This window comes from Bacillus sp. AR2-1 (assembly GCF_008368755.1).
GTDB lineage: Bacteria > Bacillota > Bacilli > Bacillales > Bacillaceae_G > Bacillus_A > Bacillus_A wiedmannii.
In genome coordinates this window covers 70,238-96,425 of sequence record NZ_QORY01000012.1, presented here as the reverse complement: position 1 = coordinate 96,425, position 26,188 = coordinate 70,238, and the positions used below count along the sequence as shown (strand labels likewise).

The window sequence follows — 26,188 nt, the reverse complement described above, 5'->3', positions numbered from 1 at the left end:
ATGGGAGACGTTATTGATATATATGGTTTATCACCTTTGCAAAAAGGAATACTGTTTCATACTTTATACGATCAAGATGATGAACATTCATTTTCCTATATTGTACAAGTAGGTTTCTTGCTCGGGGGGCAATTGGATATTGCTACTTTTGAAAAGGCCTGGGAATATGTTATTCATCGACATGAGGTTTTACGTTCAGTATTTGTGTGGGAGGAAGTAGAAAAACCACTACAAGCGGTTTACCAACGTCTTCCTTTTACTATTCATCAAGAGGATTGGAGCGCCCATTCACACAAGGAAAGGGCGAAGAAATTACAACAGTTTTTAAATGCAGATCGTAGAAAAGGATTTTTATTAGATGAAGCACCATTGATGAGAGTCACTGCGATTAAAGAGGCAAATGAGGAAACGAGGATTATTTGGACACATCATCATATTTTGCTAGATGGATGGAGTGTGTCATTGGTCTTTAGTGAAGTGATGGAAGTTTATCTCAAGATGATAAGGGGAGAATTATTGAATCTTCCTAAATCTCTTCCTTATAAAAAATATATCCAGTGGATAAATAAACAAGATCAAAGTCAAGCAGAGGAATTTTGGAAAGAAGAATTAAAAGGGTTCTATGCACCTACGCCATTAGCAATGGAAAGAAAGAACCAAGGACAAGAGAAGGGCTATGGAGAGTGTGTTTATCAAGTATCTGAGGAACTTACTGAGAATTTACAAGAGTGGGTACGAAATAGTCGATTAACGTTGAATACGTTAGTACAAGGTGCATGGGCTTATTTGATGAGTAGGTATAGCGGTGAAAGTGACATCGTATTTGGCGTAACTAGCTCTGGACGTCCTACTGATTTAATGGGAGCAGAGAATATGGTGGGGTTATTTATTAACACCTTACCTACTAGAATTCGCTTAACGGATAATACATCAGTAGTAGATTGGCTTCGTAAAATACAAATGAAAGAAATGGAACGAAGACAATATGAGTATAATTCGTTGATAGATATTCAAGGATGGAGTGAGGTTCCACGAAATAGTTCCTTATTTCATACCTTGTATGTGTTTGAAAATTATCCAATTCAAGGTGAGAGAAATCAAGATTTAAGATTATTAGATGTTAAAAGCGCGGAACAAACAAATTATCCTTTAACACTCATTGTAATGCCCGGTAAGAAAATTACTTTAAAGTTAATGTATGATCGAAGCTATTTTAATGAAGGGACAATAAATCGGATTCAGAATCACTTATTGCAAATACTAATTCAGATGACGAAGAACCTAGATTCAAAACTCTTTGAAATTACTCATTTAACAGTGGAAGAACAGATACTGTTACTAGAGGAATGGAATCATACTCAAGTAAATTATTCGGCTGAAGGCATGATTCATACGATATTTGAGGAGCAAGTAAAAAAAACACCGGAAGCAATCGCGGCTATTTACGAAAATGAACAAATTACCTATAAAGAGTTAGAGAAGCGTGCGAATCAACTAGCTCATTATTTACAAAAGCATGGTGTAGGCCCAGAGTCTCTAGTTGGGGTATATATGGAACGTTCATTACAAATGATGATAGCGTTATTAGGGATTCTAAAATCAGGAGCAGCGTATGTTCCACTTGACCCTACTTATCCAGAGAGTCGGCTTCGATATATATTAGAGGATGCTGGAATCGAAGTACTAGTGACGGAAGAGAATTCTAAAAATTCGTTTATATCTGAAAATATTGAAACGATTTGTATGAATAAAGATTACACTGCAATTGAAAAAGAAAAATCAACCCCATGTATAAGTGGTGTAACAGGAGAAAGTTTAGCGTATGTTATGTATACTTCAGGATCTACAGGGAATCCAAAGGGAGTAATGATTGAGCACCATTCAGTAATCAATTATCTAGAATGGATGCAACATAAATATCCACTTTCTGAAAAGGATGTGGTCTTGCAGAAAACGCCATTCTCATTTGATGTCTCTGTTTGGGAGTTGTTTTGGGGTATTCACGTTGGTGCAAGTGTATCTTTCCTACCTCCAGGTGGAGAAAAAGATCCTTCTATTATAGCTGAAGTGATTAAAAAACATCAGGTTACTATAGTTCAATTTGTACCTTCGATGTTATCAGTTTTCTTAGATCACTTCAATCGTATCGAATTGAACATGAATTGTTCGTCCATACGCCATGTATTTTCTGGTGGGGAAGAACTAAGTTCAGGGTTAGTTAGACGATTTCAGCAAAAATGGAATTATAGTGGACAAGTGAAATTAACCAACTTTTATGGACCAACTGAAGCCACTATTTATGTGAATGCATTTGATATTCAGCCTAATCAAGAATTTGTTTCTATTGGGCGGCCGATACAGAACACGCAATTATATGTATTAGACCAAAATCAACGCCTGCAATCAATAGGAATTGAGGGTGAGTTATATATTGGTGGTGCTGGTTTAGCGCGTGGATACTTAAATCGTCCGAATCTTACTGCTGAAAAATTCGTTTCACATCCATTTCGATTGGGGGAACGACTATATCGAACAGGAGATTCAGTAAGATATTTAACTGATGGAAATATAGAATTTATAGGTCGAATGGACCATCAAGTCAAAATGCGTGGTTTTAGGATTGAATTAGGAGAAATTGAAGCGACTTTAGAAAAATGTTCGTTTATTAAAGAGGCTGTTGTATTAGTTAGAGAAGATCGTCCAGGTGATCAACGATTGGTTGCATATGTAATAAGCGATGGAAATACCGAGGAGTGGAGAGAGTATTTACAAAACCAATTACCAAATCATATGATTCCAGCACACTTTGTAGAGCTAGAACACTTCCCGCTTACTCCGAATGGGAAAATTGATCGAAAGGCCTTGCCAGCACCTGATGATCAAGCTATTGGAGATTTAAATGTTCTACCTCGGACGCCATCGGAAGAGCTTATTGCCTCGGTTTGGGGTCAAGTGTTAGGGGTGGGGAATATTGGTATTCAGGATTCCTTTTTTGAACGTGGTGGACACTCACTACTTGCTACTCAAATTGTCTCTCGATTGCAAGAATTGTTCCAAATCAAAATTCCCTTACGTGAACTTTTCAAGCACGATACAGTGGCAGCGTTGGCGAAACGAGTAGATCAGTTACGAAAAGAAGATAAAAAACGAGAGATTGCCCCTCTTGTACCTATGAAACGGGAAGAAGCTATTCCACTTTCCTATGCGCAGAAACGTCTATGGTTTATTGATCAATTAATGCCAAATAGTGCTATGTACAATATTCATGCAGTGTGTCGCTTAACAGGTAAATGGTCAATTGAAGCATTGGAGGCCGGATGGAATCAATTGTTGGAGCGTCATGAATCATTACGAACGATAATTCTAGAACAAGAGGGTGAACCTTTTCAACAGGTTCAATCTCATGTATTCGGGCATATCCCTCAAACGAATCTAACAGATCTCTCTTTGGAAGATAGGGAAAGAGAAATGAAACGGCTCATTCAAAACGAAGCTGAGGAACCATTTTATTTTGGACAAGGTCCTCTAATTCGAACACGCATATTGAAAGTGGACAGTGAAGAGTGGATTCTCATTTGTACGATGCATCATATTATTTCAGATGGATGGTCAATGGGAATCTTACTTGAAGAATGGATGGCTTTTTATGAAGGAGCATTAAGCGGCAAACCGGTGGAATTGAAGGAGTTATCTATCCAATATGCAGATTTTGTCATGTGGCAGAAGGAATGGCAAAAAGAAGAGAATTTGAATCAGCACCTTCAATATTGGAAGGAAGAATTGTCTGGGGAACTACCGGTTTTACAATTACCGATGGATCGTCCTCGACCTGCAGTTCAAACCCATCGTGGTGCAAGTCAGTCTTTAATAGTGGCGAATTCCCTACAGGAAAAGCTCAAAGATTTAAGTCTGCAAGAAGGGTGCACTTTATTTATGACATTGATGGCAGCGTATCAAAGCTTCCTTTCTCGTTATACAGGACAGGACGACATCATAGTTGGAAGCCCGATTGCTAATCGAAATGTGAAAGAGATTGAGGGATTAATAGGTCTCTTTGCAAATACGTTAGTTTATCGAGCTGATTTCAGTGAAAACCCGACGTTCCAAGAACTTTTGTCGCAGGTAAGAAAAAAAGCACTAAAAGCATACGAGTATCAGGATATTCCATTTGAGAAAGTGGTAGAATCCGTAAAGCCGGAACGGAATACAAGTCATTCACCAATATTCCAAACCATGTTTACTTTACAGAATACGAAACAAGAGTTTCTTCAGCTATCTGAAAGACAAATGGAACTCATGGAAAGCCATGTTTCTGTTGCAAAATTTGATTTGAGTTTATTTGCTTCTGAGACGGAAGAAGGATTATCACTAACCTTTGAATATAATACTGATTTGTTTAATGATACAACCATTGAACGTATGGTAAGTCATTTTGAACATTGGCTAAATCAAATTGCCTCTTATCCAAAATGTTTATTATCAGAATTGAATATGTTATCGAAAATAGAATATAAGCAACTACTAGAGGAATGGAATGAATTAGCTGTTATTGATATAGAAGATAGCATGATTCATACAATGTTTGAAGAACAAGTGGAAAAAACACCAGAAGCAATTGCAGTAGTGTGCGAAGATGAAGAACTAACATATCGAGAGTTGGACGAACGCTCGAATCAGTTGGCACATTATTTACAAAAAAATGGTGTTACATGCGAATCATTAGTTGGGATTTGTGTTACACGTTCATCCGAGATGATTGTCGGTCTCTTAGGAATTATGAAGGCAGGAGGAGCATATGTCCCAATTGATCCAGCATATCCGGAAAGTCGACTGCAGTACATTTTAGAAGATGCTCAAATAAAGGTACTGGTGACACAGGAAAAGTTACAACAAAAAATGGTTATACCTACATTCGTCAACGTCATTTGTATTGATCGTAATCGATCAGAAATAGAACAAGAAGTTACTACGGTATGCACGAGTGAAGTGACGGGCGATAACTTAGCCTATATTATCTATACTTCAGGCTCCACTGGAAATCCAAAGGGAGTAATGATTGAGCACAGGAATACAGTAACAATGATTCATTGGGCGCATCACACGTATTCCCGAAAGGCGTTAGCGGGAGTATTAGCTTCAACTTCACTATCTTTTGATTTATCCGTTTTTGAAGTATTTGTTCCCTTAACGATGGGGGGGAAGGTGATTGTCGCTGAAAATGCTCTACATCTAGACAAGTTGTCTACCAAAGGTGTGACTTTGGTTAATACTGTGCCATCGGCAGCAAAGGAACTGGTTCGAGCAAAGACAATTCCTTCTTCAGTAAAGGTAATGAATTTGGCTGGAGAACCGTTACCATATCCGCTTGTTCAAGATTTATACGAGAGAAGTACGATTGAGAAGGTATACAACTTATATGGACCGTCTGAAGATACTACGTATTCCACGTATATGGAATTAGAAAAGGGTGTCATGCATAGGGTACCACCAATTGGTAAACCAATCTTCAATACAGAAGTATATGTACTAAGTGCTGAACAAAAAATGGTTCCAATTGGTGTAGTTGGTGAGCTGTACATTGGTGGATCAGGGTTAGCACGTGGATATTTAAAACGCCCTGACTTAACGAAAAATCGATTTATACCGCATCCGTTTAAAGAAAACGAGCGAGTATACCGGACTGGAGATCTAGTAAGGTATTTGCCAGATGGAAATTTGGAGTATGTTGGACGAATTGATCATCAGGTGAAAATTCGTGGGTTCCGGATTGAACTAGGAGAAATTGAAGCGGTATTACAAAAGCATACATTAGTTAACGAAGCTATTGTGATGGTGCGGGAAGATTATCCTGGCGATCCACATTTGATTGCCTATGTTGTAGGAGACGGGGATGCTCAAAAGTGGCGTGATTATCTCAAGGACCAACTACCAAATTATATGATTCCATCCTATTTTGTTGGATTAAATGCATTTCCACTCACTCCTAATGGGAAAATTGATAGGAAGGTTTTACCAACACCAGAGAAACAGGAGATAGCAAGTGGTTATATTGCTCCTCGTACGTCTACGGAAAAAACAATTGTTTCGATATGGCATGAAGTTTTAGGTATGGAAAACATCGGAATTCAGGATTCGTTTTTTGAAATTGGTGGACATTCATTACTTGCTACGCAAGCCGTTTCTAATCTTAAAGAGGCTTTTGGAATCGAGATACCATTGCATGATTTATTTATGTTTCATACGGTGCAGCAATTGGCAGAACAGATTGATCAATTGCTCGATAACAAAAATCAAGAAATGCAGAATGATAGTAAGGAGAATGTAAGTCTTCAAGACTATATTCAAAAAGAAGCAGAAGTGAGTAATGATGAAGAATTACTGGAACTGCTTAAGCAATTAGAAGAGTTATCAGAGGAAGAAGCACAAGGGATATTCGAGAGTAATTTGATTGAGGAAGGGGTAAAAAAATGAGAAGTGATTTACTTGCAAAGCTCAGTTCACTTTCTCCTGAGAAGAGAGCATGGCTTCAGAAGCAAATGCAAAAAAAGGAGAATAAAGAAGCACTCCCGTTGTCTTATGCGCAACAACGTTTGTGGTTTATGGACAGATTTAATCCAAACAGTTCTTTATATAATATTCCAACGGTATGGCATCTAAAAGGAAATTGGATACCTGAAGCATTAGAAAAGGGATTCAATCGACTCATTGAACGCCATGAATCATTACGAACTGTTTTTAAAGAAGTAGGAGAACAACCTGTGCAACAAATTGTCGAATTCCTTCCTAGAGCATTACCTGTAAGAGATTACTCTCAACTTCCTCTAGAAGTAAAAGAAAAAGAGGTAGATAGTTTAATTGCGAGAGAAGCGCAAGAACCATTTGATTTAATGAATGGTCCTTTAATTCGTAATCAGCTTGTTCAATTAGAGAAGGATGAATGGTTATTACTGTGTACGATGCATCATATTATTTCTGATGCTTGGTCCATTGGTATATTCATGAATGAATTACTTGCTTTCTATGAAGAAGAAACGGGCGGAAATCCTGCTAAATTAAGCTCATTATCCATTCAATATGCAGACTTTGCGAAGTGGCAAAAGGAGTGGTTGCAAGGTGATGTGCTAAATCGTCAGCTTACGTATTGGCAGGAAGAATTGTCTGGTGAGCTTCCTATCTTACAACTGCCAGTGGATCGACCTCGACCGGTTAAGCAGACTTACTCTGGGGCTACGCATCACGTAATTTTCCCTTATAAATTGCTTAGTCAATTGAAGGATATAAGCCGACAAGAAGGATCTACTTTATTTATGACTTTAATGGCTGCATACCAGAGCTTTCTTGCTCGTTATACGGGACAAAAAGATATTCTAGTTGGTAGTCCGATTGCAAATCGGAACCACAAGGGAGTAGAAGGATTAATTGGTTTCTTTGTTAATACGTTGGTTTACCGATCAGATTTGAGTGGCACCCCTACTTTTCGGGAGATTTTGAGCCAAACAAAGAAAAAGGCGTTAAAAGCTTACGAATATCAAGATATACCATTTGAAAAAGTGGTAGAAGCTGTGCAACCTGAACGAAGCATGAGTCATTCGCCTATCTTTCAGACCATGTTTACGCTACAGAATATAAAACAAGAACGACTAGATTTGTCTGGTAAAAGTATTGAAATGGTAGAAAGTAATATGTCTATTGCTAAATTTGATTTGAGCTTAACTGCCTATGAAGTGGAAGAAGGTCTATTTGTCTCATTTGAATACAATACGGATTTATTTGATAGTAGTACCATTGCACGTATGGCAGGCCATTTTGAGAACTGGCTAAATGAAATCACGTATCATCCAGATGAATCATATACAAAGCTGTCAATGTTATCGGACACTGAGCAAAAACAACTCCTAGAAGAATGGAATGATACGGACGTAGTTTATGGTCATGATTGTATGATTCATGAGCTATTTGAGCAGCAAGTTTCACGGACACCTGATGCAGTGGCGGTAGTTTATGAGGGTGGAAAGCTAACGTATCAAGAACTCGATGAAAAATCGAACCAATTGGCACATTTTCTACAAAAACGAGGTATCGGACCTGAATCATTAGTCGGTATATGTATTGAACGTTCTCCTGATATGATTATTGGTCTCTTTGGGATTTTGAAAGCAGGTGGGGCTTATGTCCCACTGGACCCAAGTTACCCCGAAAACCGCCTGAGATACATTTTGGAGAATTCACAAATTCAAGTGCTGTTAACAAAAGAGGCACTAAAGGACTGGTTACCTAAAGGTATTCAAGCAATTTGTTTAGACCGGGATCGAGTAATGATTTCTAAAGAGAGTAATTTAGCTCCAGTGAGTGGAGTGACAGCAAATAACTTAGCTTATATCATATACACTTCGGGTTCGACGGGAAATCCAAAGGGAGTAATGATTGAACATCATTCCGTTATAAACCGCTTACAGTGGATGCAGAAAAAATATCCATTATCCGAGGAGGATACAATCCTACAAAAGACACCGTTTTCGTTTGATGTTTCTGTCTGGGAATTGTTTTGGTGGTCATTTGTAGGGGCGCAGGTTTGTTTGCTTCCACCAGGAGGAGAGAAAGATCCTGCGGTGATTGAGGAATACATTGAACGATATCGTGTGTCCACCATGCACTTTGTTCCGTCGATGTTATCTACTTTCTTAGATTATATGGAACTATATAATTCGAAAAGGGATCTATCGTCTTTAATTCAAGTTTTTACTAGTGGAGAAGCGTTAAACACTGAGCAGGTTCGCCGATTTAAGGGGATATTTTACAATGTTCAACAAACAAAGTTAATTAACTTGTATGGTCCTACTGAAGCGACTGTGGATGTGACTTATTATGATTGTGATTTAGAAAAAGAACCAATGCTTATTCCGATTGGTCGTCCGATTGATAATACAGAGTTGTATGTGTTAGATCAATATCAACAAGTGGTCCCGATTGGTGTGGCAGGGGAACTTTACCTTGGGGGAGTAGGATTGGCACGTGGCTACTTCAATCGACCAGATTTAACTACTGAACGTTTTATTTCGCATCCCTTTAAGAATGGGGAACGATTATATCGAACGGGTGACCTGGTGAGATATATGAATGATCGTAACTTAGAATATATTGGAAGAATAGATAATCAAGTCAAAATTAGAGGATTCCGAATTGAATTGGGAGAAATTGAAGCAGCTTTACATGATCACCCATCTGTAAAAGAGGCTGTTGTGTTGGTGAGGGAAGATCGACCAGGAGATAAGCAGTTAGTAGCGTATGTAGTGGGTGAAGGAGATACTGGAGAGTGGCGTGAATATCTCAAGAAGCAATTGCCACATTATATGGTTCCAGCATACTTTTTCCAAATTGAAGGGATGCCACTCACTCCAAATGGTAAAGTGAATCGGAAAGCCTTACTGGAATTAGAAGAACAGTTCATAAGTGAAGATATTACTTCATCACGAACACCAGTGGAGGAGCTCATCGTTTCCGTTTGGAGCCAAGTGTTAGGAATAAAAAATATTAGTGTACAGGATTCCTTTTTTGAAATCGGTGGTCACTCACTATTAGCTACTCAAGTAGTTTCACGTTTACAGGAAATCTTTCAAATCGAATTACCAGTACGTGAACTATTTGAATGTACGACGGTGGAGTCACTGGCAAAGCGATTAGATCAGTTACGTAAAGGAGATAGAAAACGAGAGATTCCGCCACTAATACCGATGGAACGAGGAGAAACTATTCCACTATCTTATGCTCAACAACGCTTATGGTTTATTGATCAATTTACACCTAATAGTGCCCTTTACAATATGCCAATGGTATGTCGCCTTACAGGGAATTGGCTACTTGAAGCATTGGAAACGGGATGGAATCAAATAATAAAACGTCATGAATCACTGCGGACGGTCTTTCACGAAGTGAACGGTCAACCCGTACAGCAAATTAAACCGTATGCTTTTCAATCAATTCCGAAAACGGATTTAACTATGCTTTCTTCTGAAGACCGAGAAGAAGAGGTTAAACGTTTCATTCAACAAGAAACAGAAGTGCCATTTGATTTAACAGAGGGGCCGTTAATCAGGACAAGTATTTTGCACGTGGGAGAGGAAGAATGGATACTCCTTTGTACTTTACATCATATCATTTCAGATGGATGGTCAATGGGAATCCTACTTGAAGAATGGATGGCATTTTATGAGGAAGCAACGGATGGAAAGGTAGCGGAACTTGAACCATTACCGGTTCAATATGCCGACTTTGCTCAGTGGCAAAAAGGATGGCTAAAGGAGGAAGTGCTTGATCAACAACTCCAATATTGGAGGGAAGAATTGTCTGGGGAGCTTCCTGTACTCCAACTTCCTATGGATCGCCCGCGTCCTGCAATACAAACTCATCACGGGTCGACATACACTCTGGTTCTGCCAAGCACGCTACATGATAAATTGAATGAACTTAGCCGAAAAGAAGGGGCTACACTCTTCATGACGCTGTTGGCTGCATATCAAAGTTTTCTATCTCGTTATACGGGACAAGAAGATATTTTGGTCGGAAGCCCAATTGCGAATCGGAATTATAGAGAAATTGAAGGACTAATTGGTTTCTTTGTTAACACGCTAGTTTATCGAGCTAATTTGAGTGGTGGACCGACATTTCAAGATGTACTGTATCAGGTTCGTCAAAAGGCATTGAAGGCGTATGAATATCAAGATATCCCATTTGAAAAAATTGTAGAAGTTGTGCAACCGGAGCGAAGTACAAGTCATTCGCCGATCTTCCAGACTATGTTCATCTTGCAAAATATGAAACAAGAGTTTCCGGTGTTATCTAGTAGAAGTATTGAAATGATAGAAAGCCATAGTCCAATTGCAAAGTTTGATTTAAGTGTGATGGCAGTTGAGACAGAAGAGGGATTACTTTTTACTTTTGAGTATAATAAGGATTTATTCAATGCTACTACTATTGAACGGATGGCAGGACACTTTGAGAAATGGCTACATGAAGTTTCTCATCGCCCACAAAATCCGTTGCATGGCCTGAGCATGCTATCGGAACACGAACGTACATTGTTATTAGAAACATGGAATGACACTGTAATGGAAATGTCTCATCAGGGTCTTATTTGCGACAGATTTGAGGAGCAAGTAGCGAGGCGTCCTGATGCGATTGCGGTAGTCGATCAAACAAAACAGTGGACTTATGGTGAGCTGGATACACAAGCAAATCAGTTGGCAAATGTTTTACAGCGAAAGGGAGTAGCCCCAGAGTCAGTGGTGGGAGTTTATCTTCCGAGGTCAGCTGAGCTAATGGCAAGTTTACTAGGCATTTTAAAAGCTGGTGGAGCTTATGTTGTTTTAGATCCGTTGTATCCAAAATCAAGGTTAGAATACATGATTGAAGATGCAGGAATTCAATTCGTAGTGACGGCGGATGGACAAGAAGGACATTTTGCACACGTCGAAATGGTGAGGTTAGAAGAATTAACGGTGGAAAGCGTAATCGCACCTACACGTCAAATAAATCCAGAGAACTTAGCCTATATTGTCTATACCTCTGGTTCTACAGGAAAACCGAAGGGTGTCATGGTTGAACATCGCTCATTAATAAATATGGTTTCTTGGCATCAAGAAGTTTATCGTATTTCAGCAGAGGATCGTGCGACTCAGATTGCAGGTGTTGCTTTTGATTCGGCTGTTCAGGAGATTTGGCCGTATCTAACTGCTGGTGCAGCACTCTACTTGTCAACAGAGGAACTGAGAATTAATCCAGAAGCACTAAGGGACTGGCTCATTGATTCACGAATAACAGCTAGCTTTGCACCTACGCCTATTCTGGAAAGACTCTTGAAATTATCTTGGCCAGATAAAACGGATCTTCGTTTTATCATTACTGGTGGGGATCAATTAACGCAGTATCCATCTAACGATATTCCTTTTGCGGTAATTAATCAGTATGGTCCATCGGAAAATACAGTCGTTACCACAGATTGTTATGTACCTGTAGGAGTGACAACAGGTACGCCATCGATTGGTCGACCGATTGCGAATACAGAAGTTTATGTATTAGATTCTCATCTTCAGCTAGTACCAATTGGTGTAATTGGAGATCTCTATATTGGAGGGAAGAGTCTTGCACGTGGATATGCTAATCGTCCGGATCTTACAAAGGAAAAATTTATTCCACATCCTTTCAAGTCAGGAGAACGTCTCTATTACACAGGAGACAAAGCAAGTTATCTTTCTGATGGTAATCTCCAGTTCCATGGACGTATAGATGACCAAGTGAAAATTCGTGGTTTCCGAATTGAATTGGGAGAAATAGAAGCTGTTTTGCAGGCGCATTCTTCTGTGAAAGAAGCAGTTGTATTGGTACGAGAGGATAATCAAGGCGATAAGAGATTAGTAGCTTATGTAGTTGGTGAAGGAAGTGTCCATGAATGGCGAGAATATCTACAAACACATTTACCTAATTACATGGTTCCAACAAACTTTATTGAGATGGAATTTTTACCACTTACACCGAATGGAAAACTTGATTTGAAGGCATTGCCTATACTTAGTGAACAATCCGAAGAAAATACTGTTTACCCACGAAATCCGCTGGAAGAACTTATCGCTTCAGTGTGGAGTCAGGTGCTAGGAATAGGAGACATTGGTGTTCAGGATTCTTTCTTTGAGCTTGGTGGTCACTCTCTACTTGCTACACAAGTGGTCTCACGCTTACAGGAAGTCTTTCAAATCAAATTGCCAGTACGTGAACTGTTCGAATATTCAACGGTCGAGGCATTATCGAAACGAATCGATCAGTTACGTAAGGGGAGCGAAAAACGAGAAATTCCACCACTGGTGCCGATGGAACGAGGAAATAATATTCCACTATCTTATGCCCAACAGCGCTTATGGTTTATTGATCAATTTGCACCTAATAGTGCACTTTATAATATGCCAATGGCATGCCGCCTTACAGGGAGTTGGTTACCTGAGGCATTGGAGTTGGGATGGAATCAGTTGATAGAGCGTCATGAATCTTTGCGGACTGTATTTTATGAAGAGGATGGCCATCCTGTGCAGCAGATTCAACCGTATATTTTCCGTCCGCTTCTGCAAATGGACTTAACTAAGCTTTCATTAGAGGAGCGAGAAAGAAAGTTGGAGCAATGGATTCAAACTGAAGTAGAATCTCCATTTGATTTAGAACAAGGGCCGTTATTCCGTGGGAAACTCATAAGAATTTCAGAAGAAGAATGGGTTCTTCTGTGTAATATGCATCATATTATCTCGGATGGATGGTCGATGGAAATCTTGCTTCAAGAATGGATGGCATTTTATGAGAATGCGATTGGTGAGAAACAAGCAGAGCTGGAACCACTACCAGTTCAATATGCCGATTTTGCTCAGTGGCAAAGAGAATGGTTGAAAGATGAAGTACTAAATCAACAGCTTGCATATTGGAAGGAAGAATTATCTGGTGAGTTACCAGTCTTAATGTTGCCAATGGATCGTCCGCGTCCGCCAGTGCAAACCCACCATGGATTAACTCATAGTGTTTTGTTGTCACGCTCATTACTGGATAAATTAAACGAACTAAGTCGTCAAGAAGGGGCCACACTTTTCATGACCTTATTGGCATCGTATCAAAGTTTCCTTGCTCGTTATACGGGACAAACGGATATTATTGTTGGCAGCCCAATTGCAAATCGAAATTATCGAGAAATTGAGGGGCTGATTGGTTTCTTTGTCAACACCTTGGTTTATCGAGCTGATTTAAGTAATGCACCGGCATTTCAAGAGTTGTTGTCCCAAGTGCGGATAAAAGCATTGAAGGCGTATGAGCATCAAGATGTTCCGTTTGAGAAAATTGTAGAGGTTATCCAACCTGAACGAAATACAAGCTATTCTCCAATTTTCCAAACCATGTTTACTTTGCAAAATATGGGACAAGAGCTACCAGAACTACATGGAAGAAATATAGAAGTAATGGAAAGTAACGCTCCAATCGCTAAGTTTGATTTAAGTTTAACTGCTGCAGAAGTGGAAGAGGGTTTATTACTTACTTTTGTTTATAGGACTGATTTATTTGACAGCTTAACTATTGAATCTATGGCCGAACATTTTGGAAACTGGTTGAATGTAATCGTGAAAAATCCGGATAAATCATTAGCTAAGTTGCCTATATTATCAGGATTACAGCAAAAACAGTTGGAAGAGTGGAATAATGATGCTGTAGCATATCTACAGGAAAGTACGATTCATCAGCTGTTTGAAGAGCAAGTAAATCGTACACCTGACGCGATAGCAGTGGTAGATGAAAAACAGCAGTTAACGTATCGAGAGCTCAATGAAAAAGCTAATCAATTGGCCCACTATCTTCAGCAATGCGGGATTGGGAATGAATCATTGGTTGGACTTTGTTTTGAGCGTTCAGTTGAGATGATTGTTAGTATTATGGGAGCTTGGAAGGCTGGAGCAGCATATGTTCCATTGGACCCATCATATCCAGAAAGTCGTCTAAGATATATTTTGGAGGACACTGGAATTCAAGTATTAGTTACGAATGAGTCATTAGAAGACTGGATACCTAAAGAGGTCAAGATAGTTTGTCTAGATCGGGATCAAACAATGATTTTACAAGAAAGCATTCTTTCACCAAAATGTGAAGTAACAGGAGAAAATTTAGCGTATGTTATTTATACTTCGGGATCGACGGGGAACCCAAAGGGTGTCTTGATACAGCATCATTCTGTAATAAACTTGTCGCATGGCTTACAAAAAGAGGTTTTCGAACATGAGATACCATCTAACATGCATGTCGGTTTAAATGCGTCAATTGCCTTTGATGCATCTATTCAGCAATTACAAATGCTGCTTTATGGTTCAAGTTTGTATATTATTCCGAATGAAGTACGAAGTGATCCGGAGCAGTTTGTAGCTTATATTAGGGAGAACAAGTTAGAAATCTTTGATATAACACCTTCATTGCTTCAATTACTTATAGATGTCGGATTGTTAGAAACGTGCGATGGCGTTCATGTTCCAAGTAAGGTACTGGTTGGTGGTGAAGCGATTATGCCGTCATTATGGGAACAGCTAGTAGAGACTGATAAAATACAGTTTTATAATGTATATGGTCCTACAGAATGTACGGTTGATGCAACATGCTATCATATCAAAAAAGATAGCAAGAGAGTAACAATTGGGCGTCCATTGCCTAACGTCCAAACTTATGTATTAGATAGAAATAGGTTGCCAGTTCCAGTTGGTGTGATGGGGGAACTTTATATCGGAGGAGCAGGTCTAGCAAGGGGATACTTGAATCGTCCAGAATTAACGTCCGAGCGATTTATTTCAAATCCATTCAAAGAAGGCGAGAGGTTATATAGAACAGGAGACCTCGTGAGATATCTTCCTGACGGTAATATAGACTATTTAGGAAGAATAGATAACCAAGTGAAGATTAGAGGATTTCGAATTGAACTTGGAGAGATTGAGTCCACCTTACAGGAGCATTACTTGGTAAAAGAGGCAGTTGTAATAGTTAGGGAAAATCAGTCGGGAGATAAGAGGCTGGTAGCTTATGTAGTGGGCGAAGGCAGTTTAGAAGAATGGCGAGAGTATCTTAAAACAAAACTGCCAATCCATATGATACCTTCCTACTTTGTCGAAATGAAAGAATTACCGCTAACCATAAATGGAAAGATTGATCGGAAATCGTTACCTATATCAGATTATCAAGGAACACAAGAAGGATACGTGGCCCCAAGAAATGAACATGAACGTAAGCTTTCTATCATTTGGGAACGTGTGCTGGGTTCAAAACGTATTGGTATGAATGATAACTTCTTTGAAATTGGTGGAGATTCAATTCTTAGCATTCAGATTGTCTCTCGTGCGAAGCAAGTTGGTTTACAATTGACACCAAAACAAATATTTGAACACCAAACGATTGCTGAGTTGGCGCAAGTAGTCAAAGAAGAACAAGGTGTAAAAGCTGAACAGGGAATTATAACTGGAGAGACGATACTTACACCTATTCAGCAAAGGTTTTTTGCACAAAATCATCCTAACCCACATCATTGGAATCAATCCATGTTCTTTAGAACGAAAGAGAAATTGGACATAGGATCACTTGAAAAGGCAGCGGGTAACCTTCTACTTCATCATGATGCCCTGCGTTTAAGATATGAACGTTTACCTAATGGGGTTTGGAAACAGTGGAATGAAGGAATAGAAGAGCAATTGATGCTTACTGTCATTTCATTAGACGAAGTGCCGGAAGCTGATTGGCATCAGGTTATTCAAAAAGAGATTAATATTGCACAAGAAAGTTTGAATTTACATGATGGTCCGTTAATGAGAATGGTGTATTTTGATGAAGGTGAGCACGCTGGCCGATTATTTTGGACAATTCATCATTTAGCCGTTGATGGTGTTTCTTGGCGAATTTTATTGGAAGATTTGCAAACAGCGTATACGCAAGCAGTCCAAGGGCAGAAAATTCAATTACCTATGAAAAGTACATCCTTTAAAGAGTGGTCGGAGAGATTACATCATTACGCTGAATCTGGAATATCACAAGAAGTGCTGCATTACTGGGAGGAGCAGGCGGAACAAGACGTAGTTATACTGCCGGTAGATGGTACTATAAGTAATCCAGTAAGCGCAGTAACTGAGGAAATTACTGTGGTGTTAAATGAGAATGAAACCCGTATGTTATTGCAAGAGACTTTAAGCACTCACCGTGTCCAAATCAATGAAGTATTATTAGCAGCATTGGTACAAGCTACGGCAGCATGTACGGGGCAGCCGATATTGAGCGTAGATTTAGAGGGACATGGTCGAGAAGAGAATATAGAAGATGTTGATTTATCGAGAACCGTGGGATGGTTTACAAGCATTTACCCAGTTCATTTAAATATTACTAGTGCTCATACGCCAATTGCAGCATTAAAAGCAGTTAAAGAAAAAATTCGCAAAATTCCTAATAAGGGTGTTGATTATGGGGTGTTGCGTTACATGAACGCAACAATGTGTGAGCAATTAAGCTCGCAATATACACCGTCTATTAGTTTTAACTATCTTGGACAATTTGATCAAATGTTTTCTAGCGATGCAATGTTTATTCCAGAGAACAAATTTAAGCGTTTAGATCATGCTGCCGGTTCCAAGCGCTCGCATGTAATTGATGTAATTGGGGTTGTAACGGATGGAAAACTTCAGTTCACTTGGGTATACAATGTTGGGCAATTTGCCAAATCAACGATTCAAAGTATTGCACAGAATATGCTTTATCAACTGAGTACATTGATTCAATCTTCAGATAGAGAATCTGCATTGACCATTTCGGATTTTGCAATGACTAATCTTAGCCAAGAAGGTTTGATAAATGTACTAAACAAAATGCATCGCGGAAAGAACAATCAGATTACTGATTTATATCCACTATCACCTTTGCAAGAAGGTATGATTTTCCACACATTGCATGACCAAGGGGATGAACATGTTGCACCGTATATAGTGCAATTGAGTTTTATGATTCGAGGAAAAATGAATATTCCTACTTTTGAGCAGGCGTGGAAATCTGTAATTCAGCGACATGAAATTTTTCGTACAGCATTTGTATGGGACGAAATTGAAGAACCTGTACAAGTGGTGTATGAAAATATCCCATTTAAAGTGAACAAAGAAGACTGGCGTACAATGACAAGTGAAGAGATAGAGGGAAAAAGAAAAGTCTTTTTGGCATTAGATCGAAAACAAGCCTTCCAATTTGATGAAGCGCCATTGATGCGGGTAACAGTCATTCAAGAAGGTGAGGAAGAATATCGGATTGTTTGGACCCATCACCATATTTTACTGGATGGATGGAGTTTACCATTAGTATTTAATGAATTACTTACAGTCTATCAGAAGAGAATGAATGGAGAAGCTGTGAAGTTACCTAAGTCTTCACCATATAAGAAATATATCCAATGGTTAAGAGAGCAAGATAAGGAGCAGGCGGAACAATTCTGGAGGGAGAAGCTAAAAGGTTTTACTGCACCAACTTTGCTGGGCTTAGAAAGTAAAGAGGAAGAAAAAGGTTACACAGAGAAGGTTACGTATTTATCAGAAGAGCAGACTCAAGCGTTACAAGGATGGGCGAAACGCAATAAACTTACTTTGAGCACAGTAATTCAAGGTGCATGGGCATATCTCATGAGCCGATATAGTGGAGAAAATGACATTGTCTTTGGTGTAACAAGCTCAGGGCGTTCTACGGAGATTATTGATGTTGAAAACATCGTAGGTCCTTTTATTACAACGTCACCGACGCGAATTCAATTGATGGATGATATAAAAGTAATGGATTGGTTGCAGAAGATACAAGAGGAAGAGATAGAAAGAAGACAATATGAGTATGCTTCTTTGACAGAAATTCAGGGGTGGAGTGAAGTTCCTAGAGGAACACCTCTGTTCAATAGTTTATATGTGTTTGAAAATTATCCAGTGAAAGAAGAGGCTTCAGAAAATCTGGAAATTGGTGAATTGGAAGGAGTAGAACAAACCCACTACCCATTAGGGTTGGCTGTAGTTCCAGGAATCCAATTATCGTTAAAGTTAATGTATGACCGTAGTAAGTTTAATAGAGTAACCATTGAACGAATGCTGGGTCATTTACAACAAGTGTTAATGCAAATGCTCAAAAACATTGATCAAAATCTATCGGAGCTAGTATATATTACGGAAGCTGAACAAAGAAAGCTATTGGAAGAATGGAATAATAATGCTATATCCTATCCACGTGAGAATGTAATTCATCAACTATTCGAAGAGCAAGTAAATCGTACACCTGACGCGTTGGCAGTGGTAGATGAAAAACAGCAACTAACGTATCGAGAGCTGAATGAAAGAGCTAATCAATTAGCCCATCATTTACAGAAATGTGGAATTAGGACAGAGTCATTAGTTGGCCTCTGCTTTGATCGATCAGTTGAGATGGTTGTTGGTCTCATGGGAATTTGGAAGGCTGGAGCAGCCTATGTTCCGTTGGATCCATCGAATCCGGAAAGCCGCCTGCAATATATTTTAGAAGACACAGGAATTAAAGTGTTAGTTACGAATGAGGTATTACTAGGATGGATACCTAAAGAAATCAAGACAGTTTGCCTAGATAGGGACCAAGCAATGCTTTCTCAAGAAAGCAAACTTTCACCAATATGTGAGGTAACAGGGGAAAACTTAGCGTATGTTATCTATACTTCTGGTTCGACAGGGAATCCAAAGGGGGCTTTAGTACAGCACCATTCTGTAATAAACCTATCATATGGTTTACAAAAAGAAGTTTTCTCACATGAGATACCTAGTAATATGCGCGTCGGTTTGAATGCGTCAATTGCCTTTGATGTATCTATTCAGCAATTACAAATGTTGCTTTATGGTTCAAGTTTATATATTATCCCAAGTGAAGTTCGCACTAATCCGGAACAATTTGTGTCCTATATTAGGGAGAATAAATTGGAAATGTTTGATATGACACCTTCATTACTTCAATTACTTATAGATGGAGGATTGCTAGAAATAAGTGCTGATGTTCATGTACCAAGTAAGATATTAGTCGGTGGTGAAGCAATCATGCCGTCATTATGGGAACAGCTAGTAGAGACCGGAAAAATTGATTTTTATAACGTATACGGTCCTACAGAATGTACAGTTGATGCAACGTGTTATCATATTCAAACAGATAGTAAGAGAGTTACAATTGGACGTCCGTTGCCGAACGTTCAAACTTATGTATTGGATAAAAATTTGTTACCTGTTCCAGTTGGTGTAACAGGTGAGCTATATATTGGTGGTGCAGGTATAGCGAGAGGATACTTGAATCGCCCAGAATTAACAGCAGAGCGATTCATCCGTCATCCATTTAATGAAGAAGAGCGTTTATATCGTACGGGAGATTTGGTTCGTTATTTACCTGATGGTAATTTAGATTACTTGAGAAGAATTGATAATCAAGTGAAAATTAGGGGCTTTCGTATTGAACTTGAAGAGATTGAAGCGAATCTAAAGAGGCATCCATTGGTAAAAGAAGCAGTAGTTTTGGTAACAGAGGATAAATTAGGAGAGCAGAGATTGGTTGCTTATGTAGTTGGAGATGGTAGTATGCATGATTGGCGTGAATATCTCAAGACACAAGTACCGAATTATATGGTTCCCGCACACTTTATTAAGGTAGACGAGATTCCTCTTACAACGAATGGCAAAGTTGATCGAAAGGCATTGAACAATTTAACTATTCAAAGAGAAAATAACTTCTCTACACCAATCATTCCAAGGGATGAAATTGAATATCAGTTGATTAAAATCTGGCAGGATGTCTTACAGATAGAAGATGTGTATGTAAATGATGATTTCTTTAATAGAGGAGGACACTCTCTCCTTGTAATTAAATTAGTTTCAAAAATTAGGGAGAAGTTTGGAAAAGAAATTAAGGTGTCTACATTGATTAAGAATCCAACAGTGGAAGGAATCGCATGCCTTATTCGTGATAAGCATGATATGACGAAATCAGTAGCAGCGCTAGTTCCACTACAAGAATCAGAAAAAAGACCTTTCTTCTGCGTTCATCCGTTTATGGGGAATGTATTCTGTTACATTCAACTAGCAAGATTACTTAAGAACCATTGTTCATTTTACGGTTTACAGAATCCTCTTATAGAAAAGGGAGAAATTGACGAGTTGACCTTGCCGGAACTAATTCAACTTTACATTGAAGAAATAAAACATGTTCAGCCAGAAGGCCCATATCGTCTTGGAGGATGGTCTTTAGGCGGTGCAATTGCTTATGAAATCGCAACTGTACTAAAGAATCAAGGTGAGGAAGTTGAGTTGTTGGTACTCATGGATACAAAAGTACCTTCAAAGCAGGACTATAAAACGAGTGAGGATATGCTCTCATATATATATGAGCATTTCATTCCTAGAGATCTTACTGAGCAGGAAGGAGACCTTGTCCATAAACAAGATATGCTTGTGGAGCAATTAATTATGGAAGGAGTACTCCCGCCTGATGCAGATCTTATCAATTTGAAGCAAGTTATCAATGCACATAGGAAATGCCTGAACATAATGGCAGAGCATGATTTAATACCATACTCTGGAGAACTTCTCTACTTTAGTGCTGAGGAAGGAAAAGAGTTGTTTACAGATTGGGGACCTTTATTAAAAGGAAGAGTAAATAGATATTCAGTCCCTGGATTACATGAAGAAATAGTGGGTTCCCCTGCAGTTGAAAAAATAGCTATGTATCTATTAAAGGAATTTGAAGGAATAAAAGAGAGATCCATTTTATTAACGGAAAATTAGAGAGTACAAAAGATGCAAGGCTATGAACGAAAAGGGCAGCCCAATACCTGCATATCAAGTGTAGGGAATAATGAATATATTAAGAGCATTACTTTTTAAGGGGATAATGTAAAAAGAAATTGGTAGAGACATAGAAATCTTAATGAGTTACCCATAGTAAGATGTAAATGCTCTGAAATCTTTGTAATAGAAGCGAATACCTGATGATATTACTGAGGAAAGGTGCATATTTTCATTGATATGTAAATATGCACCTTTCCTATTGTATATGCAATTTAATAAAGTGAATTTGAATTTCTGTAACGTTCATATATGAAGTAATTCTTAAAAAAAGGAAGTGATTTATCATACAAATTCAAGCTGTGAAAATACCAAAGAATATTGAAAGTCATTTGTTTAAGCAACTTAGTAACTTAGTTTCGAATGCGAAGAAAGAACGAATGAAGCGTTTATTAAATTCATGCGACATTAATAGGACCCTGATAGGAGATTTACTAATCCGATCTCTAATCTGCCAAAAGTATAAAATTAATAATGAAGAAATTAGATTTATATATAATGAGTATGGAAAACCTTTTGTTGAAAATTTTTCTGACTTTCATTTTAATTTGTCACATTCAGGAGAATGGGTGGTTTGTACTACTGCTAATTTTCATGTGGGTATTGATATAGAAAAAGTTTCAGAAATAGAGGCTTTTAAATTAGCACATGAATTTTTTTCAGAGGAAGAATTTTATGAAATATCTAATATGAATTCTGATGAACAAATTAATTATTTTTATGATTTATGGACATTAAAAGAAAGTTATATAAAAACGATTGGAAAAGGGCTTTATACCCCGTTAAATTCATTCTCTATAAAAAAAGAGTCACGAACTTTAATTACATACAAGAATATACCTAAAAACTTTTACTTTAAACAATATAACATTGATCCAAATTATAAGATATCTGCTTGTGCAACAAGGAATGAATTTCCGCAAGAGATAATAATTAAAGACATTTATACAATTTGCCAAAATATATACAAATTTGAAAGTAAGGAGAAAATCAATGCAAAAGACTAAACTTTTTTGCTTTCCACATGCTGGGGGATCTGCGTTTAGTTACGCAAAATGGAAAAATTACTTTAATCCATATATTGAGGTAGTCCCGATAGAGTTAGCTGGTAGAGGATATAGAATTGAAGAAAGTTTGCACCAAAGTATGGAAGAGGTGGTGAATGATGTCTATAATAATATCGTTATGCAGATAGATGATTCGCCATATATTTTATTTGGGCATAGTATGGGAAGTTTGATTGCCTATGAAGTAGCTAGAAAAATACAAGATTCTAAAAATGTATTGCCTAAATTTCTTGTTTTGTCCGGTAGAAATCATCCAAATAGTAAAATAAAAAATATTCGACATAATCTTTCTAATGAACAATTTAAAAGAGAAGTTATTGCAATGGGAGGTACACCATCTGGGGTACTTGAATCAGAAGAATTAATAGAGATTTTTCTACCTATTCTAAGAGCAGATTTTAAAATTGTCGAGACATATATTCATGACAATAATACACAACCATGTGATATTGATTTTCTTATATTTAATGCGGAAAAGGATGAGTTTACTACATATGATCAAGTAATAAAATGGAAGCAATACACAAGTAAAACGTGTACTTTTCATTCTTTTGAAGGTAATCATTTCTTTCTAGATGAAAATATTGAAGAAATAGCAAATAGTATTATAAGAAAGTTAGATTCTAAAAGATTATCAAATAGTTTTTAGAGATTTTCTAACTATACTCATGGCTAAGAAACAAAAATATTAAAGATGAAAAATACAGGCATTGCTGAAATACCTTTGAACAAAGGCAGGGCAGTTTAAACGAACTGTTTAAAGGTAGGTGTTGATGGGATTTTAAGTAAAATATATGAAGTAACTTTAGTTTAAGTTGACTTTACCTGAAGGTGAAGCTTTCTTTCTTCATCAGACAGTTGTTGGATAACTGATGAGTTAATCGATGCAAGTAGCGGATCTTGCTTATAATGCTAATTGTAAGTACTATGTACTTTAAAAGCCCAAATCATCAGGTTAAGAAAAATAAATCTATCATTTTCTACTGTAGAATCCTTACTATAAGGATTCTATTTTTGTATCAAAAATCTATAAAGATAATATCGACGAAAACGAATTAAAAGGTATTTTAAATGAATTTTTTAAAACAACACTAATACTTATAACGTTCGCTAAATATATTCGCTCCTTATGTTTGCAAGAAGCTTACAAACTTTCCTCTTCCAATGCAACTTAAGCGTAAATGAAATTTTTTGTAAATGTGGAACAATCTCATTACTTACACTGTCTATTAAGCGTTACAACATTTTTTATTTAATATATCAAGAAAGGAATAAATATTTTTAACAAAGGGAGAAGATTGAATTGAAAAAATTATGGATGCTGGTTTTCTTTTGTTTTGCAGTTATGTTGGTAGGGTGTAATAAAAACGAACCGCCAAAACAAACATTTGAAGAATATATCAATTTATGGAATGATAAAAAATTTGCAAATATGTATGATCATTTATCAGAGCGTGCCAAAAAAACGATTTCTAAAAAGGATTTCACAGAGAAATATCAAAAAATCTATGAGGGTATTGGAGTTAAGAATTTAAAAATTAAAACGAAAGGAGAGAATGCTAAAGATAAAGAGCTTTTTCTTTTTGAAGTTAAGATGGATACGGATGGAGGAACAGTTTCATTTATCCATGAAGCAAAACTCGTGAGAGAAAAGGAATCTTGGAAAATAGATTGGACACCAGATTTCATTTTTCCAGCTATGAAAAAAGATTACAAAGTACGTATGCAAATAGAACAAGGAAAACGCGGAGAAATATATGATCGAAATGGGAAAGCTCTTGCAACGAATGGTAAAGCGACTGAGGTTGGAATTATTCCAGAGAAACTAGGCGAAACGGCAGCGCAAACAAAAGAAATAGTAGCACAATTACTTGATATGTCTATAGAAGAGGTCGATCAGAAGCTTACAGCGAAATGGATAAAACCAGACTCCTTTGTACCAATTGGTATTTTAAAAGAGGGAACTAGACAGAATGATTATATTGAATTAGAAGGAGTTGCATCTCGCCCAGTAAATATTCGGACGTATCCATTAGGAGAAGCGGCGGCACACTTAACTGGTTATATAGGAAAGGTGAATGCAGAGGAGTTAAAATCGCTTCAAAAAAAAGGGTATCAAGCAGATGATTTAGTAGGTAAGACAGGTTTAGAGAAAGTATTAGAGAATAAATTGCGTGGCGAAAAAGGTGGACGCGTATTTATAGAAGATGAGAATGGAAAAGAGATTAAAAATGTAGCAAAAAAAGAAGCAAAAGAAGGGGAAAACGTTACGTTAACAATTGATGCTGCAATTCAAGAAAAAATCTTTAATGAGATGAAAAATGAAGCAGGATCTAGTGCAGCGGTCAATCCTAAAACAGGTGAAACTATTGCACTTGTAAGTAGCCCTGCTTATAATCCAAATACAATAGTTAGAGGAGCATCAAAAGCCCAACGAGAAGCATGGAATAACGACTCGAAACTACCAATGATGAATCGTTTCACACAAGCATTTGTACCAGGTTCCGTATTTAAAACGATTACTGGTGCAATTGGTTTGGAAACAAACACTATAAACCCGAAGGAAGAATTTAAAATTCAAGGATTAAAGTGGGCAAAAGATTCATCTTGGGGAAATTATTATGTAACACGTGTGAAGGAAGCTAGTCCAATTGATTTTGATAAGGCAATGAAGTACTCTGATAATATTTATTTTGCTCAACAAGCTTTGAAAATGGGAAAAGATCAGTATGTAAATGAATTTAAGAAATACGGATTTCATGAAAAATTACCAATCGAATACGAATTTCCTATTTCAATCATTGCAAGAGATGGGATAAAAAATGATATTCAACTAGCAGACACGGGATATGGACAAGGTCAAGTATTAATGACACCACTTCATTTAGCATTAACATATGCACCGATTGTGAATGAAGGGAATATTCCGTCGCCTCATCTTTTAAAAGAAGCAAAAGTAGCGGGGAATTGGAAAGAAAATGTGGTTTCTAAAAAGAATCAAGAGATATTAAAGAGCGCATTAATAAAAGTCATTAATGACCCTGATGGCGCGGGGAGAATTGCTAAGGTTGATGGTATAACTCTTGCTGGTAAAACCGGTACAGCAGAACTGAAGGAGTCGAAAGAAGCAGACGGAAAAGAACTTGGATGGTTTGCAGCTTTTGATGCAAATGCGCCCGACATGATCATTACCATGATGATCGAAGATGTAAAAGGAAGAGGGGGGAGTAACGTTCCAGGGGAAAAAGTAAAACATGTTTTTCAGAAAAAATAAGTAACTATAAGGTGAAATCTTTTACTACATTCATTGTTTGCTTAACACGAAGGTATAAATTGAGCGATACAAAGAACAATTAAGTTTCGAAAAAGCATTCTCCGTAATCGAGAATGCTTTTTTGTTGTGGCTGAATAAAGATGATAACTTATCTATGTTTTCATTTTTGAAAGGTTGGTATTGCTAATAGTAAATAGAAGAGTAAAACAAATTGAAAGGGACAAGTGAGGGGGGGGTTAAACTTTAATAAAACAGTTATTTAGTAAAACATAAATAGAGCACACAAATAAGTATGCTCTAAGAAAAAAGGTGATACAAGTGGAGTGTTGCGTGAAATGCACAAATAATAATCAGATTTTTTATGAGTGTATTTTTAACATTGTATGCTTTACTTGTTTTTTCGGAGCCTGTCATGTAAAAGAATGTATAGATGATTA

5 protein-coding genes are annotated in these 26,188 nt (G+C 37.6%); all 5 read left to right on the top strand.

What is annotated here, in order from left to right; genetic code table 11:
* The 5 genes from DT250_RS15360 to DT250_RS15335 all read left to right on the top strand — a co-directional run bounded on the left by DT250_RS15360 (position 1) and on the right by DT250_RS15335 (position 25,751).
* The gene (locus DT250_RS15360) at positions 1–6,471 is read left to right on the top strand and encodes a non-ribosomal peptide synthetase (RefSeq protein WP_149213299.1); all 6,471 of its coding nucleotides are present in this window, start codon (positions 1–3) and stop codon (positions 6,469–6,471) included.
* Positions 6,468–21,350, top strand: coding sequence for a non-ribosomal peptide synthetase (locus tag DT250_RS15355; RefSeq protein WP_149213298.1), 14,883 nt, complete (start codon positions 6,468–6,470; stop codon positions 21,348–21,350). Before DT250_RS15360 ends, DT250_RS15355 begins: the two co-directional genes overlap by 4 nt.
* A gap of 362 nt (positions 21,351–21,712) precedes the next feature.
* The gene (locus DT250_RS15350) at positions 21,713–22,417 is read left to right on the top strand and encodes a 4'-phosphopantetheinyl transferase family protein (protein ID WP_149213297.1); all 705 of its coding nucleotides are present in this window, start codon (positions 21,713–21,715) and stop codon (positions 22,415–22,417) included.
* Positions 22,404–23,126 (top strand): thioesterase II family protein, encoded by a 723-nt coding sequence (locus DT250_RS15345; RefSeq protein WP_098200189.1) that lies wholly within the window; start codon positions 22,404–22,406, stop codon positions 23,124–23,126. The genes DT250_RS15350 and DT250_RS15345 overlap by 14 nt, the downstream gene beginning before the upstream one ends.
* A gap of 654 nt (positions 23,127–23,780) precedes the next feature.
* Positions 23,781–25,751: a penicillin-binding transpeptidase domain-containing protein gene (locus DT250_RS15335; protein ID WP_149213296.1), complete on the top strand. Its 1,971-nt coding sequence runs from the start codon at positions 23,781–23,783 to the stop codon at positions 25,749–25,751.
* Positions 25,752–26,188: the final 437 nt, after the last annotated feature.